The 23,249-nt window shown below is 44.8% G+C and carries 19 protein-coding genes; 17 read left to right on the forward strand and 2 right to left on the reverse strand.

Annotated features, from left to right (window positions below):
* Positions 1–121 precede the first annotated feature (121 nt).
* Positions 122–958 carry a cupin domain-containing protein gene (locus tag NST58_RS12270; protein WP_081383448.1) on the forward strand — a complete coding sequence of 279 codons (837 nt, stop codon included), beginning with the start codon at positions 122–124 and terminating at the stop codon, positions 956–958.
* A 51-nt stretch (positions 959–1,009) separates the two neighbouring features.
* On the opposite strand, the gene NST58_RS12275 is transcribed toward NST58_RS12270, so the two are convergent.
* Positions 1,010–2,005, reverse strand: coding sequence for an acryloyl-CoA reductase (locus NST58_RS12275; protein ID WP_076187339.1), 996 nt, complete (start codon positions 2,003–2,005; stop codon positions 1,010–1,012).
* 139 nt (positions 2,006–2,144) lie between these two features.
* On the opposite strand from NST58_RS12275, the gene NST58_RS12280 reads away from it, so the two are divergent.
* The 7 genes from NST58_RS12280 (at position 2,145) to NST58_RS12310 (ending at position 8,759) form a co-directional block, all read left to right on the forward strand.
* Positions 2,145–2,720 (forward strand): hypothetical protein, encoded by a 576-nt coding sequence (locus NST58_RS12280; protein WP_076303027.1) that lies wholly within the window; start codon positions 2,145–2,147, stop codon positions 2,718–2,720.
* Positions 2,721–3,043: 323 nt separating this feature from the next.
* Positions 3,044–4,462 carry an NAD-dependent malic enzyme gene (locus NST58_RS12285; protein WP_076130640.1) on the forward strand — a complete coding sequence of 473 codons (1,419 nt, stop codon included), beginning with the start codon at positions 3,044–3,046 and terminating at the stop codon, positions 4,460–4,462.
* Between the two features lie 116 nt (positions 4,463–4,578).
* On the forward strand, positions 4,579–5,124 hold the full coding sequence (locus tag NST58_RS12290; protein WP_076187343.1) for an AAA family ATPase: 546 nt from the start codon (positions 4,579–4,581) through the stop codon (positions 5,122–5,124).
* Between the two features lie 46 nt (positions 5,125–5,170).
* Positions 5,171–5,716: a histidine phosphatase family protein gene (locus NST58_RS12295; RefSeq protein WP_312150893.1), complete on the forward strand. Its 546-nt coding sequence runs from the start codon at positions 5,171–5,173 to the stop codon at positions 5,714–5,716.
* Between the two features lie 26 nt (positions 5,717–5,742).
* Positions 5,743–6,186, forward strand: coding sequence for a GNAT family N-acetyltransferase (locus tag NST58_RS12300; protein WP_076219441.1), 444 nt, complete (start codon positions 5,743–5,745; stop codon positions 6,184–6,186).
* 31 nt (positions 6,187–6,217) lie between these two features.
* A complete protein-coding gene (locus NST58_RS12305) occupies positions 6,218–6,709 on the forward strand; it encodes a DinB family protein (RefSeq protein WP_339248764.1) in 492 nt (163 codons plus the stop codon).
* Positions 6,710–6,797: 88 nt separating this feature from the next.
* Entirely contained in the window at positions 6,798–8,759 is a 1,962-nt protein-coding gene (locus NST58_RS12310; protein ID WP_339247978.1) for a CotH kinase family protein, read from the forward strand.
* 71 nt (positions 8,760–8,830) lie between these two features.
* On the opposite strand, the gene NST58_RS12315 is transcribed toward NST58_RS12310, so the two are convergent.
* On the reverse strand, positions 8,831–10,522 hold the full coding sequence (locus tag NST58_RS12315; RefSeq protein ID WP_339247980.1) for an ABC transporter substrate-binding protein: 1,692 nt from the start codon (positions 10,520–10,522) through the stop codon (positions 8,831–8,833).
* A gap of 112 nt (positions 10,523–10,634) precedes the next feature.
* Between NST58_RS12315 and NST58_RS12320 the strand changes: the two genes are divergently transcribed.
* From NST58_RS12320 to NST58_RS12360, 9 genes are all read left to right on the forward strand, one after another.
* Complete coding sequence (locus tag NST58_RS12320) at positions 10,635–12,146, forward strand: DUF4173 domain-containing protein (protein WP_339247983.1); 1,512 nt, start codon at positions 10,635–10,637, stop codon at positions 12,144–12,146.
* A 24-nt stretch (positions 12,147–12,170) separates the two neighbouring features.
* A complete protein-coding gene (locus tag NST58_RS12325; RefSeq protein ID WP_339247986.1) occupies positions 12,171–12,695 on the forward strand; it encodes a hypothetical protein in 525 nt (174 codons plus the stop codon).
* Positions 12,696–12,789: 94 nt separating this feature from the next.
* Positions 12,790–13,488, forward strand: coding sequence for a cyclic nucleotide-binding domain-containing protein (locus NST58_RS12330; protein WP_036683474.1), 699 nt, complete (start codon positions 12,790–12,792; stop codon positions 13,486–13,488).
* A 161-nt stretch (positions 13,489–13,649) separates the two neighbouring features.
* Positions 13,650–15,344 (forward strand): methyl-accepting chemotaxis protein, encoded by a 1,695-nt coding sequence (locus tag NST58_RS12335; RefSeq protein WP_339247989.1) that lies wholly within the window; start codon positions 13,650–13,652, stop codon positions 15,342–15,344.
* 265 nt (positions 15,345–15,609) lie between these two features.
* Entirely contained in the window at positions 15,610–19,512 is a 3,903-nt protein-coding gene (locus NST58_RS12340) for a discoidin domain-containing protein (RefSeq protein WP_339247992.1), read from the forward strand.
* A gap of 147 nt (positions 19,513–19,659) precedes the next feature.
* A complete protein-coding gene (gene cysK / locus NST58_RS12345) occupies positions 19,660–20,580 on the forward strand; it encodes a cysteine synthase A (protein ID WP_076187365.1) in 921 nt (306 codons plus the stop codon).
* 20 nt (positions 20,581–20,600) lie between these two features.
* The gene (locus NST58_RS12350; RefSeq protein ID WP_339247996.1) at positions 20,601–21,494 is read left to right on the forward strand and encodes a hypothetical protein; all 894 of its coding nucleotides are present in this window, start codon (positions 20,601–20,603) and stop codon (positions 21,492–21,494) included.
* Positions 21,495–21,780: 286 nt separating this feature from the next.
* The gene (locus NST58_RS12355) at positions 21,781–22,554 is read left to right on the forward strand and encodes a histidine kinase (RefSeq protein WP_254857126.1); all 774 of its coding nucleotides are present in this window, start codon (positions 21,781–21,783) and stop codon (positions 22,552–22,554) included.
* Positions 22,551–23,210, forward strand: coding sequence for a response regulator transcription factor (locus NST58_RS12360; RefSeq protein WP_076130654.1), 660 nt, complete (start codon positions 22,551–22,553; stop codon positions 23,208–23,210). The genes NST58_RS12355 and NST58_RS12360 overlap by 4 nt, the downstream gene beginning before the upstream one ends.
* The last annotated feature ends 39 nt before the right edge of the window (positions 23,211–23,249 follow it).

Below are 23,249 nucleotides of genomic sequence, written 5' to 3' on the forward strand. Positions count from 1 at the left end.
TTAGAAAAGAAAGATGAATTTTTATCAGGAGTAGTGAATCTCCGCACCTAGGCATAGGCAAACGCATATCTTGTGTTTAGGGAAAGCAAAAATTTATAGCAACAGAAAGGTAGGAAAAAAAGTGACTTCATACATGGACTATACGTCCCCCAATACAGAGTTTACTTTTGATGTGAACACTAATACACTTTTTAAAAAAGATGCCAACAACTTCATTAACTTGCTGTCGGTTAAACAATTGAATACGCTCGAGAACATATCACTGCTGGATATTTTTCTTAGCAAATCAAATGTGGTTGAACCTCATTATCATCAAAATGCTGCAGAGCTTGTATATTGTATCTGCGGTTCAGCGGTAGTGTCTTTAATCAATCCGTTCACAAATGAACTTCTGCATTTTCCGATTTGTCCGGGTCAAGTGGCAAATGTGCCGCAAGGCTGGTGGCATTATGAGATAGCTACTGTCGATAATACACATCTACTCGCGATTTTTGACGCACCTATTCCTGAGGTTATCTTAGGTTCGGATATTCTTAGCAAAACCCCGGCAAATGTATTAGCCCATACTTACTGCTTAAATGAAGCTAAGGTAAAAGAAGCTTTAGCTCCAATCAAGCCTGGAACCTTCATCGGCCCTCCTGCTGACTGCTGCGAAGAAGATAAAGTAATGGGCAGCAGCAATATGGCTCCTAATATGGCCCCTAATATGGCTCCAAATATGCAAGCCAATGTTAAACCAAATATGCATCCTAATATGCAGCCAAATATGAATCCATACGCTCATATGCAGGCACAACCCATCCCGATATCTTCACAAATGCCTCCAGCTACACAAGCCTTTAATTATCAGCCATACCCGATGCAAGGGTACTATACGCAGGGTTATGATCAGCATTATCGCCAACAACCCTATGTACAGCAGCAGCCGCATTACCAATATCCGAATAACCAAGAGTAAACTAAAAAAACCTCCCGGAACTCTAGATTCCGGGAGGTTTCGTTGTTAAACCTAGGATAAACGGACAAGTACTCTTCCTCTAAGGTTTCCTTGTAGAATATCTTCCAATGCTTGCGGTAGCTCGGTTAACGTGACTTCACGATCCACGAGGTTCTCCAGCTGACTTGGCTTCAGATCGCTCGCCATCCGTTTCCAAGCCTTCTGGCGAAGGTCTGCAGGACATTCAACGGAATCTATGCCGAGAAGGTTAACACCCCGAAGAATGAACGGAAGTACTGTAGTTGGAACTGAAGTGCCTCCGGTTAAGCCACTTGCAGCTACAGAACCTCTGTAGGTGATTTTACTCAAAACTGCGGCAAGGGTGTCACCACCCACCGAATCTACTGCGCCTTGCCATAATTGTTTGTCCAAGGGTTTGCTGGCGCCGCCAATGACCTCTTCACGTGAAATCACGTCTTCGGCTCCTATACCTCTAAGGTAATCGGTAGCTTCGGCGTTACCTGTGCTTGCCACTACGCTATACCCTTTTGCGCCAAGCATGGCAATAGCAGATCCACCTACACCGCCGGTAGCGCCTGTTACAAGTACTTTGCCTTTGTCCGGGGAAACGTCATGATCTTCCAGGGCCAGTATGGATAAGGCGGCTGTCAGTCCTGCAGTACCGTAGATCATAGCTTCTTTAAGCGTCAGGCCTTCGGGAAGAGGAGTGATCCAACCTGCGGGAATACGAGCGTATTCGCTAAAGCCACCAAAGTGTGATACGCCAACACCATATCCTGTCGCAATGACTTGCTGCCCTTTATGAAACCGTTCGTCTGTGGAAGATACCACAATACCGGATAAATCTATCCCTGGAATAAAGGGATATGTTCTTAGAATTTTACCGTTTGGAATACTGGCTAAACCGTCTTTATAGTTTACACTGGAGTAAGCAACCTTAATTACAACCTCTCCAGCTGGCAGATCCTCTAGGGTAACCGGTTTAACAGCTACGGAGAAGGATGATTCTGTTTTGTCGACAACTAACGCTTGAAATGATTCTGTCATAAGTGTGAGCTCCTTCAACTACGTTATAGGTAAGACATGTATATAATATTTATTCTGCCCGGTCAACTAGTGATTGTCTATGATATAGCGCAATTGTTTATTAAGGTTCCGTTAAATCACGTGATAGAGGGTGAAGCTTATGAAATGGAAAAATTTAAGGGTTACAGTCTTAGTGGGTATCACATTAGTCTCACTTGGTTTTAATGGATATTCTTTTTATAACAAGCCACCAAAAGAGACTAACCCAACTACCAAGGAGCTAGTTCAAACTATAGGTGAGATTTCAATCCAATCTAACTCTGAGAGCGGAGTGCAGGGTGAGAGTGTGGAGGAACTGAAAAAAATTATTTATAAGTTACCGCAAGTGGAGAAAAAATTAGCTTTTATAAAGGGCGTTATCACAGAAGGGAATACGGTTTATCTGGATCTGGATGAGGTGGAATGGTTCGGTGGAGAGGCGGCAGAAATTGCAGCTAAAGAAGATGGTGTACTAGAACCCGAATCATTGCCTAATGGATTCTATATCCGAAACGCAAGCGAAGAAATTAAGCGGGTTAAGCTGGAGCCTGATGTAACTATAGCTGAACTAAACGGGGCGAGACATCAGCAAGTGGACTATACGAGTTTTATTAGCGAAGAGCTAATGGATAGATTATTCCATCTGACATTTGTAGAAGGTAAGGTTGTTTTGCTAGAAGAGCAGTACAGACCTTAGTGAAGGAGAACAACTAGAAAGGGTTAGTGGAGAAAAGGAATCGGCAGGATGCTCTACAGCATGCAGAAAAGGTAATGAAGAGTAGAAGAGCTTACGGTTTGTTTATGCTTACATACACTTAAGATTATGATGAATTTTATTTTTATGGGAAAAATGGCTCTGTGCCCGTAGCTGTCATACCTGATGTATTTGGGTCGGGTGCGGATGGGAATACTGTAAGAAGAAAAATTTTTCGTTGATCTAGTTAATAGGCGGAAGATATGTTTAAATGGGAAAGTATAGTATTTTTTAAATAATAGGATTGAAGAAAGAGAGGCTAATTCATGTCGATTGCGACTACAATGATTATCAGGCTCGAAATTCGGAAATCGGTTGCATCTTTTGGCGATGTTGCTTCAGGAATTGCCGCAGCTGGCGGAGATATTGTTGCTATTGACGTGATACGTGCAGGGAAGGATGTCACTACCCGAGATATAACAGTGAATGTGCAAGACGCAGCTAATGGAGATATTATCTCAATATTATCGAAGATGCCGGGAATTAAAATAATCAACGTGTCGGATCGGACATTTCTGGCTCATCTTGGCGGAAAAATCGAAATCACACCTAAAATGCCGATTAAAAATCGGGAGGATTTATCCTTAGTGTATACGCCGGGGGTAGCCCGGGTATGTACGGCGATTGCTGAAGATCCCAGAAAAGCTTATTCTCTGACGATGAAAAGAAATACAGTTGCAGTCGTTTCGGACGGCACTGCTGTGCTTGGACTAGGGGATATCGGGCCGGAAGCCGCTATGCCTGTCATGGAAGGTAAGGCGATGCTGTTTAAGCAATTGGCGAACATTGATGCTTTTCCGCTGTGCTTAAATACCAAAGACCCGGATGAAATTATCAATATCGTAAAAGCAGTTTCTCCTGGCTTTGGAGGGATAAACTTAGAGGATATAAGTTCGCCACGCTGCTTTGAAATCGAACGCCGGCTTGCGGAAGAGCTGGACATTCCGGTATTTCATGATGATCAGCATGGAACATCCGTGGTGGCTTTTGCAGGACTTTTGAATGCGCTTAAAGTTGTAAATAAATCTATTGAAAATGCACGGATTGTTGTTGTGGGTATTGGGGCGGCTGGGGTGTCCATATGTAATCTGCTGCTGGCAGCGGGCGCGCGTTATATTTATGCGGTTGATCGTGAAGGCGTTCTCAGAAAAGATCTCCAGTATGATAATCCGGAATGGCAGAAGCTTGCTGCCGCAACCAATCCTGAGGGAATTGAGGGTGGAATAACGGAGGTTATACGAGGGGCAGATGTCTTTATTGGGGTGTCCCGTGGGGGAATTCTAACCGTGGATCATCTCAAAAGCATGGCCAGTGATAACATCGTTTTTGCGATGGCTAATCCTACACCGGAGATTGAACCGGATTTGGCAGAACCTTTTGTTCGTGTCCTAGCGACAGGCAGAAGTGATTATCCGAACCAGATCAACAATGTGTTATGTTTTCCGGGTATTTTCCGTGGCGCACTTGATTGCCGGGCTAGAACTGTGAATCTCGAAATGAAGCTGGCTGCGGCAAAAGCCATTGCATCGGTCGTTCATCCGGATGAACTCAATGAGCAATATATCATCCCGAGTATTTTTAACGAAAAAGTAGTTGAACAGGTCCGCCTGGCAGTAATCCAAGCAGCTATATCCACGGATGCAGCACGCCGGATTCCTAAAGACGTAGCAGCTATAACGGAATAAGATCTATACGATAAATGGACTGCTTTGCTTCATTAGAGAGCAGTCTATTTGTTTTTATATTTGGAGGAAAATTGCCCGAATTGCAACTTTAAATCCACTTAAAGGTGGGGGAATGTATGAGAAGAATTCATATTATGGGAGCCTCAGGCGTAGGAACGAGTACTTTAGGTTACGAATTAGCTAAAGTGTTGCCACATGTACAGTTAGACAGTGACGACTATTTTTGGGAGCATAAATTCACTAAGCAGCGTGAGGTCAATGCGCGATTAGCGAAACTTACAAGCGATTTGACCCATAAGGAGCCTTGGATTTTAAGCGGTGCGGTATGTGGCTGGGGAGATGGCCTTCGACCATTATTCGATTTGGTTATTTTTCTAGGACTTCCACCGGAAATTCGTTTAGATAGATTAAGAGCCAGAGAGTACGAGAGATATGGTGATCATATTTTGCCTGGAGGAAGTAAATACGAAGCATATCAGACCTTTATGGAGTGGGCGGCATTATATGATGTTGCTGGAGTTGAAGTCAGGAGCAAAGTGCTGCATGAGGAATGGATGTCCGCACTGGAATGTCCTATTTTACGAATAGAGGAAGATTTATCGGTTGGAGAGCGCGTTGAGATCGTGCTGAGATATTTACAAATGGATATAAGCGATACATAGATTTAAAAGGGGCTCTGAATGTCTAAGCAAATAGGAGTGTAGTTCAATGAAGATAGGTTTAGTGAGGCACTTTAAAGTGGACAATCAACCGAGGCGCGGACGAATATCTGGGGAGAATTTTAACGCTTGGGTCGAAGCATATGATCAATCTGATATAAAGTTCGGGCAGTTTAGAAGCTCTGAGCAAGCTTGGGATGTGTGTCTCAGTAGTGATCTGCCTAGAGCCATACATACCGCGAATCTGATCTACTCTGGTAATATTATATATATGGAGCAGTTAAGAGAAATCGAGATTGCTGCAACTTGGCTGAAGGGAATTAAACTGCATCATTTTATGTGGTTAGTGCTGGGGCGGATGGCTTGGTATTATGGGCATTCCTCACAGTCAGAGAGTAGAACCGCAACATTACTCCGCACACAAGCAGTTATCGAGCGCTTAGAACGCGATTTTGGATCAGCAAATGTGTTAGTAGTTACCCATGGAGCTTTTATGAAGGTGTTGGCGCAGCAGCTGGTCCAAAGAGGTTATAATGGAAAGCGAATATCTCATCCACGGAATGGCGGACTGTATGTGTATGAGCAGGGCTGTTAATTTAAAAGAAAGCAGGATGAACAATCATGGTTGTTATTAAAGAAATAGAAATGGAATCTCTTCCTGAACTGGGGAATTTATATCAAGAGCTGATGAATAAACCGTCTGACCTTAATAGGCTTGAAGAAGTATTTAAAGGGGTCAAGGCGGATAACCGCTACATCCTGTTGGGTGCTTTTGTAGAAGGAGAGTTACTAGGGTCTTTGATGGGGATCGTGTGTCAGGATTTAGTGGGGGACTGCAAACCGTTTATGGTGATTGAGAATGTGGTGGTTTCAGCGCGGGCACGCCGTCAAGGCGTTGGCAAAAAACTTATGAACGCCATTGAACAAGCGGCCCGGGAAAGAGACTGCTATTATATCATTTTAGTCTCCGGTGAGCAGCGGAAGGAAGCGCATGTGTTCTATGAATCGTTAGGTTATAGAGATGAAAAGGTGGAGGGATACCGAAAACATTTAAGCTCCCATTAAAAAGCACACAACTTTCTAGGAGGTTTTTAACCTGCATACATTTTTTAAATATAACTGGATGGTCCGTGAACAATGGTATGAGTGGTGTGGAGATATTTCTGAGGAGGAGCTGCTCGCAACACGTATAGGTGGTGTAGGCAGTATTCTTAAGACGCTTTTTCACATTGTTGATGTGGAGTGGAGCTGGATTCAAGTATTGCAAGGAAAGCCGGATTTCCAAGAGGATTTTGAGCGGTACAAGACTTTGCAGCAAGTACGAGAATTGGATGTAAAATTCCACACAGAGGTGGAACCCTTTGTAACGGCTTGGCATGAGGGGCTGGAGCAGAGGATTTTTGAGGATCATCATCCGGATGGCAGGATCGTGACCGATGCCTGGGGTGAGGTAATGCGCCATGTGATTGCTCATGAGATTCATCATGTCGGGCAATTATCGGTCTGGGCTAGAGAGATCGGAAAACCGCCGGTTTCAGCTAATCTGATTGGCAAAGGGCTGATAAACAGCCTACCTGGCAAAGCATAGACAAGCTATTCAGCGTATATTCAGATTCATATTTTACAATCTCCTTGAACTGCGAAAACATAAATCTGTACTTCAAGGAGGATTACACATGGTGAAGAAGAAAAATTTGCTGAGAAAGTTCATGGCAGCTACACTAAGTCTTGCTATCGTCTCAACGGCGTTTGGTGTTGCTGGAAACACGCCCGTAGTTAGTGCGGCGGATGCAGGTGTAACGAAAGCGTATGAATCCCTGTTCGCGGGTGACAGAATCATTGATGTTAAAGTAACGATTGATGATGCGGATTGGAAAAGTATATTAGCAAGTCCCCTCGAAAAAGAATACAAAAAAGTTAAGGTTGAAGTTGACGGGAATGTTGTTGAAAATGTTGGATTTTCTACTAAAGGGAATCTGACGTTAAAATCGGTAGCCAGTATGACAGACTCGGATAGATACAGCTTCCGGCTGAAATTTGATAAATATGATAAGAAGCAAACGTTACTTGGTCTTGATAAAATGGTATTGAACAATAATTTCTCGGACCCTTCGTATATTCGTGAATATTTACATTACGAAGCGCTTCGTTCTGTTGGTGTGGATGCACCTTTGACTGTGTTCACCAACCTGTATATCAACGGAGAATTATATGGTTTTTATGTAGGTGTGGAAGCGATAGATGATAGCTATCTAGAACGTACCTATGGAGAAAATTATGACGATGGTGTTCTGTATGATACAGAAGAAAAAAGTTATCTGCAGTACAAAGAAGGCAGTGACTACGAAACGATAACTTATGATACAGGTAAAGAAGATGATAAAGCTTCGTTAAAGAACTTCATCAAGGTGCTGAATGAGATGCCTGCCGGTGAGAAGGGTTCTATTGAAAGTGTGCTAGATGTGGATTCGGCACTGAAGTATATTGCCGCTAATGCTGTATTGGGTAACTATGACAGCTATAACGGGGATAAAGGTCATAATTATATGTTGTACGGGGATGCATCCGGTAAATTTAGTGTACTTCCATGGGATATGAACATGTCCTTTAACGGGTATTCTGGTGGCGGAGGCGGCAGAACAGGGACAACAGATACAACAGCTGCTGCGGGCACAACTTCTACTTCGGCAACAACCCTTGCAGCCAATACCAACGCAGTAACTGCATCAATTGATAATCCAACGCTTGGGATAAGTTTAGATCAGGTCCCAATGATTGCTAATTTGTTGGAAGTGCCTGAATATAAGACTAAATACCTGAAATATGTATCTGAGCTGGTTGATTATTTGGAAGGAATTCAGAGCAGAATTACTGAATTGGCTACCTTGATCAAGCCTTACGTTCAAGCAGACCCAACCAAATTTTATACCATGGAACAATTTGAAAGTAATGTTACTTATTCAGCAACAGGTGAGATGGGTGGTAGTGGAGGAATGACTCCACCAGCTGGGATGGAAGGCATGACACCTCCGGATGGAACGACACCGCCAGCACGTCCTGATAATACAGGGACTGCGACTGATGGTAATCCTACACCTCCAACAGGTAACGCTGGAGGCGGGGGACAAGGTATGGGCACAATGGCTGCAGGTTCGATTATGACCTTTGCGCTGAACAGACTTGCTAATCTGCAAGGCCAGCTAGGACTTAACGTCACACCTCTACCCTCTGTAACTACAACGCCATCAACAACGAATCCGAACACGACGGGCACTAAGGGAATATCCGTACTTTTAAACGGAACAGCGGTCAGCTTTGCAGATCAGCTTCCTGTGAATAAGGATGGCCGGGTGCTGGTGCCAGTGAATGCAATCTTTAATGCTCTGGGTGCTACAGTAACCATGGATCAAACGACTAAGAAAATCACCGCAGTAAAAGACAATACAACGATCGTAATGGCCATTGGCAGCAAGACTGCTTACATCAATGGCAAAGCACTCACACTCGACGTTCCTCCGCAAATTATCGGAAATCGGACACTGGTTCCGGTAAGATTTATTTCCGAGGGATTGAATATGGATGTGAAGTGGGATGCAGGGACTTCTACAGTTACAGCTACGACTAAAACAGCAGCTTAATAATTAGCTTTATCGCAAATGCGGAAATCCGGGGCAAGCTCTGGATTTCCGCATTTTTTATTTCAAGCAGATCAATTCGTGCTGCTAGAGAGCAGTGGCGGAAACCAGACATGACGAAGATCAACCCAACCCTGGCTATTGAAGCTAACTCCACGGACAGAAGGGAGATAAGCAGTCTGAGTAGGTTTTTCATACAAAATATGTAGGTGGTGCTCTTCAATCAGACGGTTCTCGATGATACTGAAACTTTCCGCTCGGGCCACCGGATTAGGTTCGCGCGCGATGGTATATAACCAGCCTTCAATATCCGCTCTAGTATGCGGTTCAATATGCTTAGAGAGTGTGAGGTATAGATCAAACAAACGAAGTTGTTCATCCTCGTCACGGAATAATGAGAAAACAATCAGGTCAGATTCCAGCCGAATCGGACCTTTAAATTCCTCTGGAGACACGGAAATGACATTGCATTTATAACCTTGTTGCTCTAGTCTAGTGGCAATAAAATCAGCATCGCCAGCATATTGTGGAATCGTAGAGATTTGCAACGTGATTTTTTGATCTATTATCGCTTCTTGCTCGATGGACGCTGAATCGTCTTTTAAACAGGAGACTATTTTTGCCCGAAGCAGGGGATCGCTTAGCGGTCCCTTTTTTTGCGTATTGCAGGTGACGAATTTCCGAATGGAAGACTCCGAATGAATTCGGCTCCAGGTCGAAGAACTGGCGGATGAGGGATTCTGAATCACGTGAAAAGCAGAACCCGTATCAGAGGATGACGTTTCGGTATCCCACGGGACATAAAGGATTTCAACCCGATCTAAATGAGCCCGTCCTTGAAAATAATAAGGAAAAACCTCCAGCACACAAGTGTCCTCGGTCATATCCACAACCTTAAAGGGGCCAGTCCCCACGGGTCTACGGCCAAAGCTCTGCTCATCCATTCCTTCTAAATCACGCGGTACAATTGCGGCTCTGCTCGTACACAAAAATGGTAGAAATAGTTCATTAGGCTGCTTAAGCGTAATTTGAACGGTAGATGGATTTAATGCGGTGACCCGCTGGATTTCTTTGAAAATATAGCTATAGAGTGTCCGTTTAGAGGTTTGCATCAACCGTCCCAGGGAATAGACTACATCCTTGGCTGTCAGCACTTTTCCATGATGGAATAACACCTCTTTGCGTAGAAAAAAAGTCCAGAGCGTCCGGCTCTCATCGACTTCCCAGGCGTGAGCCAGACAGGGAACAATTTTGTCCTGTTCACCACTTCGTTTCACTAACCCGTCGAAAACATGGCTGGAAACAAATGACTCTGCCAGCAGATTCATATACAACGGATCGAAGGTATGGAGTTGCTGGGTAATAGGCAGCCGGAGAGTATCAATTTGCTTGTCACTACGAATTTCAGAATGATGCCCAAAATAGGTCAGCAGCCAACCCTGCAGTGTATCCTGCAGTGAGGTGGAGCTGGCATGGGTTTTGATACCTTCTATAGCGTTGTGGACATCTTTGCGGCTAATCGCCTGCATCATGGATTGAAGGGCAATTTCTTCGGAGGGAACAAGAAATTGCAGCAAAGAGCGGCTTCCCCGCCCACGCTTAGGCGTCCATTTGATCCATTCCTGCAACATCATTTTATTCACAATATGCAGGGCATTGCGGTGTGTACAGCCGAAAATCAATGCCAACTCATCCATCGTCACTGAGATTTCTGTGGCTCCCCCAAAATGAGATTGCAGCTTTAAAAATTGGCTATGCAGCTTCATTGTTTTGGTTCCTTTCGGAAAATAGGAAATTATAAATAAATTCTTTCTCTTTTTTTTCTTATTTTATCACGTAAAATAAGGATGAGAAAGTAAGAAAATGGGGGTAATTACCATGACCGAGGAAATGGAAACGGGAACGGGACTTAGGCTTAATCGATCGCTTGCTGCTTTGCTTGCCGCGTTCTTACTGGCAATAGTTCATCAGTATTTATTTTATGGGAAGCTGGCGGGCCTATCGTATCCAATCTTTGTATGTCTGTTCTATGCGTTCATGCTTTATTATGCCAAGGCTAAAATCCACAAGCTTAACAAATTCAGTTACTTCTGGTTTGGAGCGATTTTTCTACTTTCATTAACCTATTTATTCTTTCATAATTTTTTCTTCTTTGGGCTGAACCTGCTGGTGATCCCGGTGTTGATTTTATTACATATGACTTATTTGCTTAGTGATAAACGGCCGGCTTGGAGCCGGCTTGGATTAGTGGGGAACACGCTGGAGCATGTGCTTCCACAGAATTTCCGCCATTGGAGCACTGTGTTTACGATCATTAAAAGGTCTGGCGGCAGTAAAATGAAGGACGAGCGTAAGCAGGTCATGGGGAAAGTGCTGATAGGACTTGCGATCTCTTTTCCAATATTGCTGGTTGTGGTGACTCTGCTGTCCTCAGCGGACGGAGTGTTTCATCATGTACTGCTGGCGCTGCCGAATGTGCTGGATCGGATTTCATTTGGGGAAGGTTTTGTGCGGGTGCTGTGGATTATCCTACTGGGCATGGGCTTGTTCGGCTTAGTGTGGGGGTATGTGGATTCGAAAATCTATGACTGGAATATGCAGCCTAAGGAATATGGTCCAGTGCTGGCGCCTGTAAGCTTTAAAATGGATCCGATAATTATGACGACGATTCTTATAGCCATTAACACGGTATATGTATTGTTTGTTTTCGTACAGTTTTCTTACTTGTTTGGAGCATGGGAAGGGATTTTACCAGAGGGCAGCTCATATGCTGATTACGCACGTAGTGGATTTTTTGAGCTGATTATGGTGGCTGCGATTAATTTCGTGATTTTGCTGCTGGCTTTGGTATCGGAAGGAAAAAGAAGTGGGGGGCTGCAAAAATTCATTAATGTCCTGCTCTACATTCTGGTTGGTTGCTCGACAGTTATGCTATATTCCGCCTATACCCGTCTGACTCTCTATGAAGAGGTGTATGGCTATACCACGACTCGGTTTTTAGTGCATGCATTTATGATATTTATGGGCTTATTGTTGGTGGTTGCAGCCTTACGGATAGCTGTTCAGCGTGTGCCATTGGCGAAATGTTATATTGTGCTGGGCTTGATCTCCTACGTCGTCATGAACTATATCGGGATGGATGTTATTATCGCTAATAAAAATATGGATCGCTATGCAGCGAGTGGTAAATTGGACGCCAATTATTTGGTCCGTTTATCTCCGGAGGTCATCCCTTCTCTGATAAAGTTTAGTGAACAGGAAGATGGGATGCTGGATGATTTTTTAAAGAATGAATGGAGAGAACTCAATAAGCGTGAGCAGGCATGGCAGTCGTTTAATTTCCCGCAATATCTGGCGCAGCGTGAGCTGGCTGAATATTTTGCACAGTAAAGGTAAGAAGAAGGTGTGAGGTCAGTGAGGAAAAAGCCATTTAAAAGAGGCTGGTCATTTATCATTATTTTTATTACGGTAGGTTTAAGTTACGGGATCTATCATATCTATTTATACAATGCGCCCAAACAAAATCATTACTCGCGTGTTTCCAGCACCCATCTTGAACAGGAAAGTCTGGGCGGCATTCAGCTGCTTCAAAGCCTTGATTCAATCGCTAGGGAACCTAAGCCAAATATTGATATAGAGCGGTATCAGTATTATGATCTGGGTCACGAGACAACAATAGCCACAGCACGTGGTGATGATAAGATCATTCTAATTAGCGTCTATTCCGATCATACGATGAGTACGGCAAGAGATATTCATATTGGAGCTTCAGCAGACGAAGTGATCAAGGCTTATGGCACTTCTTATTATAAAAGAGGGGAGCAAGGGGCTGAGATTATCGGATACGTGGATAAAATCAACCATCGGAGTATTGAATTTTGGCTGCAGGATCAGAAGGTAGATATGATTCGTTATTGTGTGGATTCTGTTGTAATGTAAAGTGTCATAGGAAAACCTCATTAAAAAGGACATATGTCCTTTTTTTGTGGGGTATTCTAAATTACACTGGAGCAAACAATAGAGGGGGCACTACATGCAGACGATAAATGACCGTGAGGCTGTCCGTGCCTTGGCAGTGAAGAACGGTCTGGACGGAATATTTAGCCCGCTGGTAACGCATAAAATGGAGTTGAGACGTTACGCGGATGAAGAAAAGCTGTGTCTGGTTGGCGATCAATTGGATGGGATGTTCATATTGGTTGAGGGCAAGCTCAAAATCCAGACCTTGCTGCCAAATGGCAAATCTATGCTGGTGCGGTTTACAAATCCGATATCTGTGATTGGGGATGTAGAGCTGCTTCACCGGTTCCCTGTTAAGAATCAAGTGGAGTCTGTGGGTGAGAGCTTGATTCTTTTTGCAGGGAGAAGACTACTCCTGAGAGAGCTTGAGGAAAACACAGCGTTGTTACGTTTTCTCGTCGGAGAACTTAGTCACAAATTGCATACGCTCGGTCAAGCCTCCGCACTTAACCTGTTGTATCCTGTGGAGAATCGATTTGCCAGTTATTTAATGTCTTTGTTCGCGGATAAAAATGGTGACCGGCGGGTGGAGGAGATTCGGACCTCAAGTCTTATTGAGACAGCAGAATTGCTTGGCACAAGCTATCGGCATCTTAATCGAATTGTACGGCGTTTTATTGATGAAGGAATCATTACACGAAATCGTGGACGCTTAAGTGTACTGGATGAATCGAAGCTGGCAGAGCTGGCTAACGGAAATTTATACGAATAAAAAGATCTCAAGAGACCATTAGTTCCTGCCTCGGCCGGAAATAGGGGTCTTTTTGTTTTTTTTAAGCAAACATTCAGTTCAAATTCAGAGAGGCTTAAGGGAGAGCTAGTAGGATAAAAGTACCAAATAGATCTACATACATATAGAGATGAGGAAAACCGATGGTGAAAAGTATCCGTGGGAAAATAGTCTTAGGATTTACTGCTGTGATTATAGTCTTTCTAGTGGCGATAGCCGGAAACACATTGTTTCAGGGGAAGGTTACCCAATTGACAGATCAGGTTAATCGTAACTGGGACAAGCTGTCACTTGTTCAAGGCTTAACGGATAAGATTCGTACCGCAGATGAGCTGGGTGCTCGTTATGTGATGAGTAACACAGATGATGAGCGGAATTCATATCTGGCGCAGTATGAAGAAATGCTCCCATTGATTGAAAATGCTATTACAGAGCTGGAGAATACCCGATTAAGTGAAGCTGAGTTAAAGGGTGTAGCTGAGCTGAAGAGCAAATGGAATGATTATTTAATCGTTCTGAAGGAAGCTTTTGCCTTAGCTAAGGAAGGCAACTTCCCGGAAGCGCAGAAGAAATTCACGAACCTGTCATTAGACGCTATGATTGAATCTCAGATTGTGTTTCAGAACATGCTCATAGAGGAAATAGAGAATGGACAAAGCCTGGCAAATTCGCATCGTAATAACGCTTTGATTACTAGCTTTGGTGTGACCGGATTGTCGGTAGTGCTCGCGGTGATCCTTGCGCTGCTAATTTCTGGACGAATTATTAAACCGCTTCGTGATGTGAACACTCAGTTGAAGGAAATTGCAGATGGGGATGCCGATCTTACGCGCAAGTTAAGTGTTCGTTCTAAAGATGAGATTGGTGAACTGGCGTTTAACTTTAATAAAATGACAGATAATCTGGGCACGATGATTGAACAGGTGAAGTTATCAGCAAATAGTCTCGCGAGTTCCTCTACAAAGCTTAGGTCAGATAGTGGAGTGACGGCAGGCGCCACAGAACGAATATCGGATATTATGGGTGAAGTCGCTTCCGGAACAGCCAGACAGATGAATGATTTGCAGACTAATACAATTACAATCTCAGAAATATCACTAGGAATCGGCCAAATTGCTGCCAGTGTCCAGGACATCTCGGAAGCCTCCCATCGCTCTGCGGCATTTGCCATTACAGGAGATGAATCCCTTCAGGCCGCTGGGCAGCAAATGGAATCGATTAATCACTCCATACAATCTTTATCACAGCAGGTCCAAGGTTTTGTGAATCGATCTCAGGAGATTGGCAGTATTGTAGGAGTCATAAAAGGAATCGCTTCGCAGACGAATATGCTGGCCCTAAATGCGACGATTGAGGCAGCTCGTGCTGGTGAGCAAGGTAGAGGTTTCGCTGTGGTTGCCGATCAGGTCCGTAAGCTGGCAGAGCAGTCCGCGGAATCCGCCAATCAAATTGCAGAAATGGCGACTGGGATCCAAAGTGAAGCAGATGATGCCATGAAGGTGATGATGAGCAGCATGCGTGAAGTAAAGGGAGGTACGGAGATTATCGAGGAAGCGGGACGTTCCTTCGGTGAGATTCGATTATCTATAGATTCACTTGCTGAACAGGTTCAGGAAGTATCTGGAGCCGTGGAGGAGATTACGGCGGCTGCGGATGAGATTGTAGAGTCAATTCGTAACGTTACGCAAATCTCGGAAACAACCGCTGCGAGTACTCAGCATGTGTCAGCAGCCTCACAAGAGCAAATGGCTTCGGTCGAACAAATTGCATCCTCTGCAAGTGAATTAAGTACAATGGCGCATGGACTGCAAGGGTTGGTAGCTAGATTTAATGTATAACATGAAGCGTCGGAGAGTTAAGGGGCAATATAGTCCCCTTGGCCTCTCCGGGGCTTTTTTGTTGAACGTAATATCCCACATACAAAGCATAGAAATCGCCATCGACGGCCATCTACCTATAACTTATATTATTAGCGTTATTAGTTAGCTTGTATCCGTAATCCATCATTTCAAATGTAGGAGGCGAATGTCTATAAAACTACTGTTTTGAAAGCGCATCCTTTCTGCTGCATAGCTCCACAAAATTTTGGGAGGTGGTTATTCAATGATAGCAGCTTCTAAAAGATTTACAGGGAAGACGGCAGTACTTTATTGTTTGATTGTTATATTATTTGTAGGTCAGTTAGGGTTTTATCCTTCGGTGAGTTTAGCTGCGGGGAATTTAGCCCAAGGGAAGACTATTACTTCAAGCTCGTTCGGTGATGTATACGTAGCAGCCAATGCTAATGACAGCAGCCAAGGAACGTATTGGGAGAGCGCAAGCGGTGTTTTTCCGCAATGGATTAAAGTGGATTTAGGGGCAGCAAGCAGCGTGAATCAGGTTGTGCTAAAGCTGCCTACGAATTGGGAAACAAGAACTCAAACATTAGCGGTGCAAGGGAGTATAGACGATGCAGCTTACAACAACTTAGTAGAATCCGCCAATTATACATTTAATCCAACGAGTGATTCCAATACAGTGACCATCAGCTTTACAGCTGCGAATATCAGATATGTTAAACTGAATTTCACATCCAATACGGTCTGGCCAGCAGCACAGTTAGCGGAATTTGAGGTTCATGGTAATACAACTACAACTCCATCCTCAGGATATGAAGCGGAGAATGCCGCATTATCCGGTGGTGCCAAGGTTAACACGGATCATACAGATTATACAGGTACAGGATTTGTTGATGGTTACCTAAATCAAGGTGCTGCAACTGCATTTAGCGTTAATGTGGCTTCTGCTGGTAACTATGATGCTACATTAAGATTTTCAAATGCATCAGGCAGTACAAAAACCATTAGTGTTTATGTGAATGGAACTAAAATTAAGCAAACCTCACTTGCGAATCTGGCCAATTGGAATACTTGGTCAACAAAGATTGAGACGCTGGCTCTGAATGCTGGTGCTAACACGATTACTTATAAGTACGATGCAGGAGACACTGGAAATGTGAATCTAGATAATTTGAACGTCACTCCAGCTTCTGCGACAACACCTACGCCAACGCCGACGGCAACTCCGACACCAACGGCAACACCTACCCCAACTCCGACGGTAACTCCGACACCGACAGTAACACCTACGCCAACACCGACAGTAACACCTACACCAACTCCAACGGTAACACCGACCCCGACACCAACAGTTACACCAACGCCTGGGGCGGGTTCCAATCTGGCTTTGAACAAAAGCATCAACGCTTCCTCTTCCGTCTTTACCTTTGTTCCTACAAATGCGAATGACGGTGATGTAACTACTTACTGGGAAGGAGCAGGAGGAGGTTATCCCAATACATTATCTGTAAACCTGGGTAGTAATGCCGATATTACATCCATTGTCCTCAAACTGAATCCATCATCGGCCTGGTCCACACGTACTCAGACTATTCAAGTGCTTGGGCATAATCAGAATACAACAGCCTTTACTAGTCTTGTGCCAGCAACCGTGTATACTTTTAATCCGGCAGCTGGCAATACGGTCACTATTCCGGTAACGGCCACGGCTAGTGAAGTACAGTTGAAGATTACCACCAATACTGGTTCAACCGCTGGACAAATCGCTGAATTCCAAGTGATGGGTGCACCAGCTGCTAATCCGGATTTGGCGATAACCGGTCTTACATGGTCACCTTCAGCTCCAGTAGAGACCAATGCCATTACTTTAAATGCAACGGTAAAAAACCTTGGAACGTTAGCTTCCATAGCGACTAATGTGAATTTCTACTTGGGCAGCACACTTGTAGGCACTAGCCCAGTGGGGGCATTAGCGGCTGGCGCATCTACGAACGTCACTTTAAATATGGGCGCAAAGGATGCTGCTACCTATACTTTAACTGCAAAGGTTGACGAGAATAATACGGTTATTGAATTGAACGAAGGCAATAACAGCTTCACTAGCCCAAATTCTCTTATTATAGCTCCCGTATCCAGTTCTGATCTAGTAGCTTCCCCTGTTAGCTGGACACCAAGCAATCCAGCAGGCGGCAATGTGGTCAGCTTCTCGGTGGCAATCAAGAATCAAGGGACAGCAGCATCCGCAGGGGGTGCGCATAACATAACCTTGAAGGTTCTGGATGCTACTACGAATGCTGTACTCCAAACCTTAACTGGAACCTATAACGGCGTGATTGGCAGTGGAGTAACAGCGCCTCCTGTTAGTCTTGGCACTTGGACAGCAGCTAATGGCAAATATACTGTGAAGACGGAAATTGCCGTAGACACTAATGAGCTGCCAGTTAAACAGGCCAATAATATTCAAACACAGTCTCTTTTTGTAGGTCGTGGAGCCAATATGCCTTACGACATGTATGAGGCTGAGGAGGGTGTGATTGGTGGCGGGGCTGTGAAGCTTACTGCTAATCGGACCATTGGAGATCTTGCGGGTGAGGCTTCAGGCAGAAGAGCAGTCACACTGAATACTACAGGCAGTTATGTAGAATTCACTACTAAGGCTGACACTAATACACTGGTCACCCGCTTCTCCATTCCAGATTCGGCGAGTGGAGACGGTACGAATGCTACACTGAACATCTATGTGAACGGAGTTTATACCAAGGCGATTAATCTGACCTCTAAATATGCATGGCTGTACGGTTCAGAGATAAGTCCCGGCAATTCACCAAGCGCGGGTTCTCCGCGGCATATTTATGATGAAGCTAACATTATGTTCGACAGCACGATTCCGAAAGGTAGTACGATTCGACTGCAAAAGGATGTGGCAAATACCTCGCAGTATGCCATTGATTTCATCAGTTTGGAGCAGGTATCACCGATTACCAATCCAGATCCGGCCAAATATACGGTCCCAGCCGGCTTTACACATCAGGATGTGCAAAATGCGCTAGATAAAGTACGCATGGATACGACCGGAAATCTCGTAGGTGTGTATTTGCCGGCCGGTAACTATCAGACCTCCAGTAAATTTCAGGTCTATGGAAAAGCAATGAAGATCATTGGTGCGGGCCCATGGTATACCAGATTTTACGCTCCAACGAATCAGGAGAATACGGATATCGGTTTCCGGGCAAGCGATACCGCTAACGGCTCTACTTTTGCGAATTTTGCTTACTTTGGGAACTACACATCACGTATTGATGGCCCGGGTAAAGTATTTGATTTCTCCAATGTGGCAAATATTACGATCGATAACATCTGGACCGAACATCAGGTGTGTATGTATTGGGGAGCTAATACGGATTACATGGTGATCAAAAACTCCCGTATCCGCAACACCTTCGCTGACGGCATCAATATGACGAATGGCAGCACGAATAATCTCGTGTCCAATATTGAGGCACGGGCAACAGGGGATGATAGCTTTGCATTGTTTTCGGCTATTGATTCCGGTGGTGCAGATATGAAGGATAATATTTATGAGAATCTCACTTCAATCTTGACCTGGCGGGCAGCAGGTGTAGCCGTCTATGGCGGATATGCCAATACCTTCCGCAACATTTATATTGCTGACACACTTTGCTATTCTGGAATTACGATCAGCTCACTTGACTTCGGGTATCCAATGAACGGCTTTGGCGCTTCACCGACAACGAATTTTGAGAATATTTCCATTGTTCGTGCAGGTGGACATTTCTGGGGGGCACAGACCTTCCCGGCAATCTGGGTATTCTCAGCCTCTAAGGTATTCCAAGGCATTCGTGTCAGTGATGTGGATATCATTGATCCAACCTATCATGGCATCATGTTCCAGACCAACTATGTCGGCTCCACGCCGCAATTCCCAGTGACAGATACCCTCTTCACGAATGTCACAATTTCCGGTGCGCAAAAGAGTGGAGATGCTTTTGACAGCAAATCCGGAGTGGGCATCTGGGTAAATGAAGCGGCTGAGGCTGGGCAAGGTCCTGCCAGAGGGTCAGCCACCTTTAACAATCTGAAGATTACCAACACGGTAACGAATATTAAAAATAACACGTCTACTTTTACGATTAACGTTAATCCTTAAAAATAAATGCTGCCAGTACTGAACAGCCGTCTCCCGCTTTCGTGGGGGGCGGTTGTTTTCAGGTTGCAGAAAGTAAGGTTCTGAATCGACAGGAGGTGCTGCTCACGTTACAATAATGGAAGGTACAGAAATGAAGGAGGCTCTAAAATGACATCCTTAGTGGTTAACAATATAACAGAGCTGATTGGGAATACACCGGTTGTAAGATTAAATCGGCTGACTAGCCCCCAAGATGCAGAACTATACGTGAAGCTGGAGCTTTTTAATCCAAGTGGCAGTGTAAAAGACCGGGCAGCTTATAATCTAATCCTGCAAGCCGAGCTAGCAGGTTTGCTGAAGCCGGGCGGAACGATTATTGAGCCGACTAGTGGAAATACAGGGATAGGCTTAGCGATGAATGCCGCGGCAAAAGGGTATAAAGCGATTCTTGTCATGCCTGATAATATGACCAAGGAACGAATCAATATTCTAAAGGCTTATGGTGCGGATGTTGTGCTGACGCCCGCAGCAGAACGGATGCCGGGAGCTATAGCAAAAGCGATTGAGCTGGGAAAAGAAGTGGAGAACAGTTTTATTCCACAGCAATTCGAGAACAAAGCCAACCCGGATATTCACCGGACAACGACCGCTCTGGAAATCCTGGAGCAAATGGAAGGTAAGCTGGACGTGTTTGTTGCTTCATCAGGAACTGGGGGCACGATAACTGGAACCGGTGAGGTTTTGCGTGAGCATCTACCTGATATCCGGGTTCTTGTGGTTGAGCCGCAAGGCTCGCCCGTATTATCTGGAGGAAAGCCAGGACCACATAAGCTGGTAGGAACGAGTCCGGGCTTCGTACCCGCCATTTTGAATACACAGGTCTACGATGACATCGTTCAAGTTGCGGATGAAGCTGCCTTGGAGACGGTAAGAATGCTGGCTGCAAAAGAAGGAATTCTGCTGGGTCCATCCGGGGGTGCCACTGTATGGGCGGCGTTGCAGGAAGCACGTCGTCTTGGGGCTGGCAAACGCGTGCTTTGCATTGCACCTGACACAGGGGAACGGTATCTTAGTATGGGAATATTTTAGTTTCGTCTGGAGGAATGGGAATGAATAAGCTCCGTGTGAGTTTCCTTATTGTTCTACTGCTGGCGGGCTGCTCAGGCTCTAACAATCCAAACCCTTCTCCAAGTGCAGAGCCAACACCAACGGCAAGTATGCAGCAGCCAGCAGCTTATCTGGAAGCTGGAAAGCTGAAGGCGAATTTTGGTTTTGCAGATGAGTCTGGCAAGAGCATCTTAGTCACCGGGCAGGAAAAAGGGCTGGATGCGCAAATGCAACAATTGAATGAGGCAATCGGCGATCATGGGCAAGTGCTAAAAGTGAAATTGAATAAATGGCAGGAGGGTACGGAGAACAGTAATGGCCGGGAGATGGCTCACAATTTTGTGAATCTGCCAGGGTATATTTATACGGTTGAAGCGGGGAATGCGACCCCTGATGAGACCTATTACCTGACGGATCAGGCAGAGTTTAATGCGAATGCGCTAATCTCTGTTAAGCCTACGGAGGTTAAGCAAGCCTCGCTAAATGTTGCAGAAAGTGTGCGGCAGAATATTGTTTCTGCGAAAAATCGTGAAGTAGAGCACATTTGGAAACTTGCTGACCTGTCTGGTGATCGGCAGCTGTATCTCGTTCAATTCATTAGACAGGATCAGGAGATGTTATTTAGTCTCGTGCTGGAAGATAAGGCCGGGCTTACCTTTATGGATTATCCGGCTGTCATTCAAGGCGATGAATTTTCCGTCTGGAGAGTGGATGATGGCGGGGAAGTGATACCTGAGATGTTCTCTATTCTTTTTGCGGCGGAAACTGCTGAAGGTCCATTACTCGGTATGGAGTGGTGGGGAGCGGAAGGCGTAAACACATTTTTCCTAAAAAAAGAGGGAGATGTTTTTAAAGAAATGGACATTCAATACGGACGCTACACATCACCACTATAACTGGGATGCAGATACATCGAAGGATGTATCTTTTTTTTGCTACAATATAAGAAAGTATAAATTTTCACTATATATTGCTTATAATATTATGAAGGATAGCATTATTTTTTTAAAATACTTAAATTTGTAACAATAAGAACTTTAAATAGCCCGATCGAGTCATGTAGCAGAATTGTGACGGTGATATTGTTAATCATAAGATGTACGGGAGGGGACAGCAACGTATAACCGAATCAAGTATATGATCCTGTTACTGCCAACGCTAATGGTAGGGATCTGGGAGGTCGTGCGCCATCAGTTTCTAATGCCTTATATCTCGATGGATCTGGGGAATTATTTGACACCTGTCCTCGTATTTTTGTTCACTCTTGTTTTGCTCGTCCCTTTGTTTTCGCTGATGGAGCGGAATCAGCGGGAGTTGGAGCAGGAACGTGCGCTCAAAGAGGCAATGAAAGCCCGGGAAGGGCTAGCTAAGGAACTGCATGATGGGATGGCGCAATCTTTATTTCTTTTATCTGTAAAAATAGATCGTTTGGAAGCAAGCCGCAGGAATGGGGAAGTCAGCGAAGAAAATGTGGATCAGATCAAAAAGACCGTCCACGAGGTGAACCGTTATGTTCGACAGGCGATCGCCAATCTGAAGGTACCAGTGTCTGAGCAGCACTCTTTTTCATTGGAACAGTCGGTTAAAGATCAGCTTGCTCAAATGGCTAACGAGATTATGATTGAGGTTTCCTTGGATTGGAGTCTACAGGATGAAGCCCTCTCTCCTTCGGAAAAAGCAGAACTGCTATCTTGTATCCGAGAGGCTATTATTAATGTGCGTAAGCATACAAGAGCGGCGAAGGTTTCCATCACAGGTGCAGGCACTGAGAAAAACTGGAGCGTGGCGATTGTCGACAATGGCGAAGGATTTCAGCATGATCCCTTTGAGGTGAACGGAAGTTACGGCCTTCAGATCATGAAGGAACGTGTCGAAGGAATGGGATGGAAGCTTCAGGTGAGCTCCGGCAATACGGGGACAAATGTGGAAATTACGAAAGGAGGGGGAAGTTTATGAGCCGGTACCGGGTTTTGGTTGTGGATGATCATGCGCATGCGCGTGAGGCGATGTGTGAGATTTTGTCCATGGATGATAGTTTTGAGGTCATTGGTGTAGTGGAGAGTGGTCCTGAGGCGATCGCGTTCACGGCCCAGTGGATGCCTGATCTCATTCTTATCGACATTCAGATGCCGGAGATGGACGGGCTGGAGACTACTCGCCGGATCAAGCAGGAATATCCCTATGTCAAAATCGTTATCGTTACGGTATCGGACGAAATTTCCCACCTCCTCGAAGCATTGAAGCAAGGCGCACAAGGGTACTTACTCAAGAATCTGGCACCTTCCACCTGGATTGAATATTTGCAAGCCATTGTGAATGAAGAAGCACCGCTAAGCCGGGAGCTGGCTTTTCAAATCTTGAAAGAATTTACCGTTCCTTCATTAACGGACGAAGGGGAGTCTTTGACGGCGAGGGAGAAGGAGATTTTAAGCTGTGTGTCTTCCGGATCGACGAATAAAGAGATTGCCATAAGCCTGTCGATTTCGGAGCATACCGTAAAAAACCATCTGAAAAACATCCTTCAGAAGCTTCAACTCCAAAATCGTACGCAGCTGACGCGTTATGCTCTGGAGCAGGGGCTTGCTTCACGTAAACGTGATTTTCCGCGGTAAATATGAGGATAGAGATGAAAGTGAATAATGATAAAATTA

Source organism: Paenibacillus sp. FSL R10-2796 (genome assembly GCF_037965315.1).
Lineage (GTDB): Bacteria > Bacillota > Bacilli > Paenibacillales > Paenibacillaceae > Paenibacillus_AQ > Paenibacillus_AQ odorifer.

What these genes read in the sequence shown, in the direction of transcription:
- NST58_RS12275 (WP_076187339.1), bottom strand. Translation starts at nt 2,005, where the DNA reads ATGACAGAATCATTTCAAGCGTTAGTTGTCGACAAAACAGAATCATCC.
- NST58_RS12280 (WP_076303027.1), top strand. Translation starts at nt 2,145, where the DNA reads ATGAAATGGAAAAATTTAAGGGTTACAGTCTTAGTGGGTATCACATTA.
- NST58_RS12285 (WP_076130640.1), top strand. Translation starts at nt 3,044, where the DNA reads ATGTCGATTGCGACTACAATGATTATCAGGCTCGAAATTCGGAAATCG.
- NST58_RS12290 (WP_076187343.1), top strand. Translation starts at nt 4,579, where the DNA reads ATGAGAAGAATTCATATTATGGGAGCCTCAGGCGTAGGAACGAGTACT.
- NST58_RS12295 (WP_312150893.1), top strand. Translation starts at nt 5,171, where the DNA reads ATGAAGATAGGTTTAGTGAGGCACTTTAAAGTGGACAATCAACCGAGG.
- NST58_RS12300 (WP_076219441.1), top strand. Translation starts at nt 5,743, where the DNA reads ATGGTTGTTATTAAAGAAATAGAAATGGAATCTCTTCCTGAACTGGGG.
- NST58_RS12310 (WP_339247978.1), top strand. Translation starts at nt 6,798, where the DNA reads ATGGTGAAGAAGAAAAATTTGCTGAGAAAGTTCATGGCAGCTACACTA.
- NST58_RS12315 (WP_339247980.1), bottom strand. Translation starts at nt 10,522, where the DNA reads ATGAAGCTGCATAGCCAATTTTTAAAGCTGCAATCTCATTTTGGGGGA.
- NST58_RS12320 (WP_339247983.1), top strand. Translation starts at nt 10,635, where the DNA reads ATGACCGAGGAAATGGAAACGGGAACGGGACTTAGGCTTAATCGATCG.
- NST58_RS12330 (WP_036683474.1), top strand. Translation starts at nt 12,790, where the DNA reads ATGCAGACGATAAATGACCGTGAGGCTGTCCGTGCCTTGGCAGTGAAG.
- NST58_RS12335 (WP_339247989.1), top strand. Translation starts at nt 13,650, where the DNA reads ATGGTGAAAAGTATCCGTGGGAAAATAGTCTTAGGATTTACTGCTGTG.
- NST58_RS12340 (WP_339247992.1), top strand. Translation starts at nt 15,610, where the DNA reads ATGATAGCAGCTTCTAAAAGATTTACAGGGAAGACGGCAGTACTTTAT.
- cysK (WP_076187365.1), top strand. Translation starts at nt 19,660, where the DNA reads ATGACATCCTTAGTGGTTAACAATATAACAGAGCTGATTGGGAATACA.
- NST58_RS12350 (WP_339247996.1), top strand. Translation starts at nt 20,601, where the DNA reads ATGAATAAGCTCCGTGTGAGTTTCCTTATTGTTCTACTGCTGGCGGGC.
- NST58_RS12360 (WP_076130654.1), top strand. Translation starts at nt 22,551, where the DNA reads ATGAGCCGGTACCGGGTTTTGGTTGTGGATGATCATGCGCATGCGCGT.